Origin of the sequence: Microbacterium sp. (assembly GCF_035277845.1) — a bacterium.
Classification (GTDB): Bacteria; Actinomycetota; Actinomycetes; order Actinomycetales; family Microbacteriaceae; genus Microbacterium.
Window position 1 is genome coordinate 1 of the sequence record NZ_DATEJS010000358.1, and the last position, 4,915, is coordinate 4,915.

Here is a 4,915-nt window from a genome sequence, read left to right on the forward strand (position 1 = left end):
CGGCCCGGCCGATGCCGCCCGCGGCTCCGGTGACCAGGGCACGACGCCCCGCGATTCCCATCTCCATGCGTTCGATCATGCCTCCCGGCCCGGAGGCAGCGGCATCCCCCATCGGCCGACCCTGCGCGCGGGCAACAGCCCCCGGCGCTCTGTGACAAGACCGGCGGGCCTGCCCGCGAGCACAATCAGTACTGCAGCCCGAAACTGCACCCTGCTGCAACCACGCAGCCTCGACGCCTGGCGAAGGAGCCCTCCGTGTCCGATACTCCGACTTCTGCGACAACGCTTCGCGCCAACACCCTCGGCGTGTTCGCGATCGTCTTCCTCGTGCTCGCAGCGGTGGCCCCGCTGACCGGCATGGTGGTGGTGGCATCCCTGACCGTCGCGCTCGGCAACGGCGGCGGCGCCCCCGCCTCCTTCTTCATCGTCGCGGTCATCCTGCTGCTGTTCGCCATCGGCTACGCCCAGATGTCCAAGCAGCTGGCGAACGCGGGCGGCTTCTACGCGTTCGTCGTCAAGGGCCTCGGCCGCACCGGCGGACTCATCGCCGGCCTGATCGCGACGATCGGCTACAACTTCTTCGTCGTCGGCACGATCGGCACCTCCGGCTTCTTCATGGAGACGATCATCAAGGGGCTCACCGGCTTCGACCTCAACTGGTACGTGTGGGGTCTGCTGTCGATCGCGGTCTGCTTCCTGATGGCCCGGCGCGGCGTCGACTTCTCGTCGAAGATCCTCGGCGTCTCGCTCGTGCTCGAGACCCTGATGCTCGTCGTGTTCGACATCTCCGTGCTCGTGCGCACCGGGTTCGACGTCTCCGCATTCGGCCCGACCGCCGTGTTCTCCGGATCCCTGCCGATCGGCCTGCTGCTCGCCGCGACCGGCTACCTGGGCTTCGAGGCGACCGCCCTGTTCAGCGAGGAGGCCAAGAAGCCCCTCAAGACCATCCCGCGCGCCACCTACAGCGCCATCATCGCGATCGGCATCATCCTCGGCGTCTCGACGTGGGCCATGGTGTCCGCGGCCGGCGTCGCACAGGCGCAGAACCAGGGCCTCAAGCACCTCGCCGCCGGTGACCTGCTCTTCGCCCTCATCGGCCAGTACCTCGGGGCGCCGTTCGCGATCATCGCCGAGATCCTGCTGCTCGTGAGCCTGTTCGCGGCCATGCTCGCGTTCCACAACTCCGCCACCCGGTACCTGTACTCGATGGGCCGCGCCCGCATCCTCCCGCGCGTGCTCGCCCGCACCCGCTCCACCGGGGCTCCGGCCGTGGCGGGCCTCGTGCAGGCGCTCTTCGGCGCCGTCGTGGCGGGATGCTTCGCCCTCGCGCAGCTGAGCCCGATCGGTGTGCTGGTGCCCGCGATGCTCGGGTTCGGCACGCTCGCAGTCGTCGTGCTGCAGGCGCTCGCGGCACTGTCGATCGTGGTCTGGTTCCGCCGCGCCCGCGACCCGCGCTGGTGGTCGACGTTCATCGCGCCCGGGCTCGGGTTCCTCGGGCTCGCCAGCATCGTCGTGCTCGCGATCACCCACTTCGACGTCGTGGCCGGTTCGAACGAGCCGGTCATCCTGAGCCTGCCGGTGCTGCTGCTCGTGGCCGTCGTCGGCGGCGTCATCTACGGCGCGTTCCTGCGCAAGAGGAAGCCCGCCGTGTACGACGCGCTGGCCACCGACCTCGAGAAGTTCAACGTGCACGCCGCCGAAGAGGGCCGCGACCCGGTGCCCGGGTTCTGACGCCCACCCCAAGACCTACCGAAAGGAACGAACATGTCCGATGTGAATCTCTCCGACACGTCCACCTGGCTGCCGCTGGACGGCCTGGCGCCCGGCTTCGACGCCAGCAAGGCGGAATTGTCCGGCGACCTCGACGGGCGCACGTTCACGCTCGTCGACGAGCGCGGCACCCGGATCGCGCACACGTTCGGGGCGGGCACCGTGTCGTGGGATTACCAGCCGGGCACGGGCGACCCCATCGAGGCCACCAGCCAGACGGATGACTGCGAGGTCATCAAGGTCGACGAGGACCTGTACTACGCCCAGTTCCACCACAACGACGACTACCACCCGAACGAGTCGGTGTCGCTGTTCCTGGACCTCCGCAGCGGCTACGCGCTGTCGGTGATCGCCGTGCTCGGCGAGCGCACCGTGGAGAAGGTCGCCGTGCAGCACCTGTTCAACGTGGCCCGGATCGAGGAGGTCGAAGGCGGCGTCGGCGAGGCACCGGCCCCGACCCTGGAGCTCATCGGCCGCCGCGTGCTGTGGGTGTACTCGAGCGTGCACGCGTACGAGCACGTCTACCTGTCGCCGCACTGGTACACCTGGCAGTGCCTCGCCGGTCCCGAGCAGGGCCTCGCCGACACCGACGAGAACACCGTGTACAAGATGCGCCCCGGCATCTACGTGTTCACGTGGCGCGAGGGCGTCATCCCGTGCGGGTCGATCACGATCGCCGACCACCGCGACCAGAAGGCGATCCGCTCGCACGGCGTGCTGTTCGGCGAGGCGGAGGACCCGTCGGCCCGGCCCACGCACTTCACGTTCGGCGCGCACGGTCGTCTCATCTCGAACACGATCCACCCGGCCGAGTACGACCCGGCCCGCGAACTCACCCGCTGAGGCCCCGCATGAGCGCCGATCTGATCCTCACCGGCGCCGTGGTGCGCACCGCCGACCGCGCCCAGCCGACCGCCGAAGCCCTTGCCGTCGCCGACGGCAGGGTGCTCGCGGTCGGCACCGCGGCGGAGGTGCTCGCGCACCGCGGTCCCGAGACCGTGGTGCGCGAACTCGACGGGGGCGCGGTCTACCCGGGCTTCGTCGACGTGCACAACCACCACGCCGTCGCCGGCGTCACCGACCTGTTCGAGCTGTCGTTCAGCGTGGCGCTCTCGCTCGACGAGATCCTCGACCGCGTCCGGGCGCACGCGGAGACCCTTCCGGAGGGCGCCTGGGTGACCGGCGGATCCTGGGCGTCGACGCTCATGGACGAGCTGAACACCACGTCGGCGCGGTTGCGGCTCGACGAGGCATCCGGCGGGCGCCCCGTCATGCTCTCCGACGACAGCCACCACAACCGGTGGGTGAACAGCCGCGCCCTGCACCTGGCGGGCATCGCGAAGGACTCGATCCCGGGCGAGGGCGTGACGCTGCTGGATGCCGCCGACGGCGAGCCCAGCGGCGTGCTGCTGGAGGCGGCCGGCATCCGCGTCGCCAAGGCGCATGCCGAGGCGGGCGGGCTGACCCCCGAGCAGCACCGGCAGGCATCCGCACGCGGCGTCGAGCTGCTGAACGGGTACGGTGTGACGGCGTTCCAGGATGCCGCGGTGTCGATCGACATCCTCGGGGCCTTGAAGTCACTCGACGATGCCGGAGACCTGAACGCGTGGGTGGTGTCGTCGATCACGATCAACGACGAGATCTTCGGCTACGAGCTGGTGGGGCATCCGCTCATCGAGCGCGGCGAGGAGTTCCGCTCCGCACACCACCGGCCGGACTTCGTGAAGATCTTCCTCGACGGCGTGCCGCCCGCCCGCACCGCGCTGTTCCTCGACCCGTACCTGCCGGACGACGTGCACGGCGCGCACTTCCACGGAACCACGACGATGGACTTCGACGAGCTCTACGACTGGCTGCACGCGGTCGCGCAGCGCGGCCTCGGCGCGAAGGTGCACGTCACCGGCGACGGGTCGGCGCGGCTGCTCATCGACGTGGTCGAGCGGCTGCGCGGCGAGGGGTTCACCGACACGAAGGTCCAGATGGCGCACGGGCAGTTCCTCGCCGGCGACGACCTCGAGCGCCTGGTGCGCCTCGGCATCTCGGCGGACATCTCGCCCTTCCTGTGGTTCCCCGGCGTCATCCCGGACGCCCTCGCCGCCGTGCTCGGCGACCGGGCGTACCACTCGCAGCCGAACCGGTCGATCGTGGATGCGGGCGGGCTCGTCGCCGGCGGGTCGGACTGGCCCGTCAGCGAGTCGCCCAACCCGTTCGAGGGGATGCAGGGACTCATCACCCGCGCCGACCCGCTGCACCGTGCCCCCGGCACGCTGTGGCCGGAACAGGCTCTGACCCCGACGGAGGCGCTCGAGGCGTTCACCATCAACGGCGCCCGGGCCATGGGCGTCGACGACGTCACCGGGTCGCTCGAGCCGGGCAAGTCCGCCGACTTCGTGATCGTCGACCGCGACTTCGTCGCCGGCGACCCGGAGCAGATCATCGACACCGAGATCCGCGAGACCTGGTTCGCCGGCCGCCAGGTGTACGCCGCCGCCCCCACCGGTCGTTGAGCGAGCGGAGCGAGCCGAAACGCAGTGTCCCCCGGTCGTTGAGCGAGCGAAGCGAGACGAAACGCCGTGAGCCTCGCGGGTCACGGCGTTTCGTCTCGTCGCTGCTCTCGTCGCTGCGCTCCTCGCGGGCTCGGAATACGCCGCCCGCCAGCGGTGTCTCACTCACCATGAGTCTTTTCGTGCAGCAGCAGGAGATCGCCGATCCGTTCGTGCTCGAGGTCATCGACCGGCCCGAGCCCCACGCCGGGCCGGGGGAGGTACGGGTGCGCGTCCGCGCCGCCGGACTGAACCCCGTCGACTGGAAGATCGCGACCCACCCGGCCGCTGCGCACGCGTTCGGCGTCACCATGCCGGCGGGCTTCGGCAACGACCTCGCCGGCGAGATCGACGAGGTCGGCGACGGCGTCACCGGCTGGGCGGTCGGCGACCGGGTCTACGGCGGCGCGCGCGGCCGGGCGGTCGCGGAGCACGTCGTGCTCGACCCGGCGACGCTCGAGCGCACGCCCGACGGCCTGTCGGACGAGGTCGCCGGGACGCTGCAGATCGCCGGACGCACGGCGGATGCCGCGGTGCACACGGTGCGGGTCGCCGCCGGCGACACCGTGCTGATCGGCGGGGCCGCGGGCGGGGTCGGCGTG

At 70.7% G+C, this 4,915-nt stretch carries 4 protein-coding genes; all 4 read left to right on the top strand.

Features of this window, described 5'->3' with window-relative positions; translation table 11 throughout:
* Positions 1-255 precede the first annotated feature (255 nt).
* On the top strand, positions 256-1,731 hold the full coding sequence (locus VJR25_RS15715) for an APC family permease (RefSeq protein WP_324116725.1): 1,476 nt from the start codon (positions 256-258) through the stop codon (positions 1,729-1,731).
* A 33-nt stretch (positions 1,732-1,764) separates the two neighbouring features.
* Positions 1,765-2,613, top strand: a complete 849-nt coding sequence (locus VJR25_RS15720; protein ID WP_324116727.1) for a molybdenum cofactor biosynthesis F family protein — start codon at positions 1,765-1,767, stop codon at positions 2,611-2,613.
* Positions 2,614-2,621: 8 nt separating this feature from the next.
* Positions 2,622-4,277, top strand: a complete 1,656-nt coding sequence (locus VJR25_RS15725) for an amidohydrolase (RefSeq protein ID WP_324116729.1) — start codon at positions 2,622-2,624, stop codon at positions 4,275-4,277.
* A 167-nt stretch (positions 4,278-4,444) separates the two neighbouring features.
* Positions 4,445-4,915: quinone oxidoreductase family protein (locus VJR25_RS15730; RefSeq protein WP_324116732.1), on the top strand; the 471-nt coding region annotated here is incomplete at its 3' end.